At 58.0% G+C, this 1852-nt stretch carries 3 protein-coding genes; all 3 read right to left on the bottom strand.

What is annotated here, in order from left to right; all coding sequences use genetic code 11:
- Nucleotides 1–414 (bottom strand): nucleotidyl transferase AbiEii/AbiGii toxin family protein (locus RFN28_RS34390; RefSeq protein WP_320291563.1); only part of this gene is annotated, 414 nt, incomplete at its 3' end.
- Nucleotides 414–1256, bottom strand: coding sequence for a type IV toxin-antitoxin system AbiEi family antitoxin domain-containing protein (locus RFN28_RS34395; RefSeq protein WP_320291564.1), 843 nt, complete (start codon nucleotides 1254–1256; stop codon nucleotides 414–416). The genes RFN28_RS34395 and RFN28_RS34390, both read right to left, overlap by 1 nt.
- A 391-nt stretch (nucleotides 1257–1647) precedes the next feature.
- Nucleotides 1648–1852 (bottom strand): hypothetical protein (locus RFN28_RS34400; protein ID WP_320291565.1); only part of this gene is annotated, 205 nt, incomplete at its 5' end.

Below are 1852 nucleotides of genomic sequence, written 5' to 3' on the forward strand. Positions count from 1 at the left end.
GGAGGTACATGACAATGTCGATGTGAAGCCGTTTGCAGTTGACCTTCCCCATATAAGAGTTTCGGGCGCCGGCAGGCGTACGAAAGTCCCCGAGGAAGGAACCCGCGGGCCACAGTCGATGGTTATGGGGATTTCGATTTGCGGCTGGTGTCGGCGATGGCGCGACCGCCGCCGGGAAGCACCGGGATGGATGCGGACGGACCGCTTCGTTGAGCCTGTCGCAGCTAGCGAGGTCGCGCGATCCTGAATGGGCAGATAGGTGAGGTCGATATCGACCGAGAGCCGAGGTAGGTCTCGGATGAAGAGATTGATGGCGGTGCCGCCTTTCATCGCGAAACACTCTTCCGCTGCTACGGAAGGCAGCGTGCGGACCAGGAGTGCGACCTGGTTTCGGTAAGCGACGGCGAAAGCCATCAGCGCGCCTCGTCCAGCTCTTTCGGCACGGTGATCTGGTAGGCGGGATCGTATCGCCCCTCCTTGACCAGCATGCGTTTGCCCGCGCCGAGATCGACCGCTGCACGCTCGACGTGCTTGAGCCATGCGTGGTGATGCCGATCGGCAAAGAAGAAGAAGAGGCGTTTCACCTTCACGTTTCGGCAGCAGACAAGCAGCTTCTGCAGCCGGCGCGGAGCAAGGTCGCTCAGTCCCTCCATCAGCACGTCGACCTGATGGAAGCTTTCATGATCCGGCAACTCGTCAAGAAGCTCGAGGATCGCGCGTTCGGGGGCCGAAACCGTCAGCGGCCAATCCCATTGTCCCCATGCAAGCGAGCGCAGTCCGGCATCTTGAAGAGACCGATCGCCTTGCTTGTCGGCACCCGGAACGAGGGGAGGGAAGTTAACCTCGTCCAGGTCGCTCCCGAAGAGCAGTTTACTGTTGCGGTAGACGAATTGCTCCTTGAGGCGCAGCGCGGTGAGCCAGCTCGGCGGCTTCCTTGGCCCGTGAAGATGGACCTCAGAACCGCCTTGCGAGAGGTAATGGGCATAACCCTGGAGTTCGAGGGCCGTTCGGCCACCGACGGCAAGGCGATGGCCGAGGAGCGTCTGGAGCGAGATGACGGCCTGCTGCCAGCTCAGCTGTCCGCGTGGGCGTCGATAGACCCGACGTGCCGGCTGTTCTAGCCAGCCCGAGGCGACATATTTGGTGCGTAGGGAGGTGGAGTAGCCGCGAGCGGAAAGCCAAGTGGAGTCCACGAGCAAGCCCTCCGGGAGGAGGCGCTCGAGCTGCTTCAGCTTTCCTGCTCTTTGCACACTCATGGTGAGCTTTTTAGCGCATATTCAAATCGAACTCCAGTTTAAAGATATCCGAGTTAGCGTCCCCCAGGTTGGTAAAATCGGTATTCGACAAACCTCGCGCTTTCCTCATCTTGATACAAATCCTCGAATTTAGATGGCTGAAAACCGCGGTTTTGTGTCAGCCAACCGTCTTCACTCTCTCACCTCTGTCTTCCACGCGCGCGCATGCCCCAACGCCCGTGATCCATCGATCTAGGGTCGAGATGATCGTATTGATTTAGCCAGTTATGACGGTACTTTATTGAGGGGTTGGATTCGATCTTCGCCGTTCACGGTGCCCTCGAAATGGCCGATAGGTGTCGATAGTCCACAGAATTTTTTCTGTCCGACAGTTGCCAAAAAACCAATAAAATCAACAGGCTACCTTTTTGACAGCCTCATTCGCGGTGCCTGGCGCGGAAATGGAAATTTTCCGCAATAAAATCAAGCCCTTAGTACAGAAAAAAGTAACCGGGGCAAAACCGGTGGTGTTGCGCGGGTGGATCTGCTGTTGGGGTTCAGCGAGCGGCGATGAGAACGGGAAGCGGTAGGACCTTACTGCCAGGGATGCCGAGGCG

The sequence above is a fragment of the Mesorhizobium album genome (assembly GCF_033977205.1).
Taxonomy (GTDB): Bacteria; Pseudomonadota; Alphaproteobacteria; order Rhizobiales; family Rhizobiaceae; genus Mesorhizobium; species Mesorhizobium album.

Coding starts and splice junctions, on each gene's coding strand:
- RFN28_RS34395 (WP_320291564.1), bottom strand. CDS start 1,256: ATGAGTGTGCAAAGAGCAGGAAAGCTGAAGCAGCTCGAGCGCCTCCTC.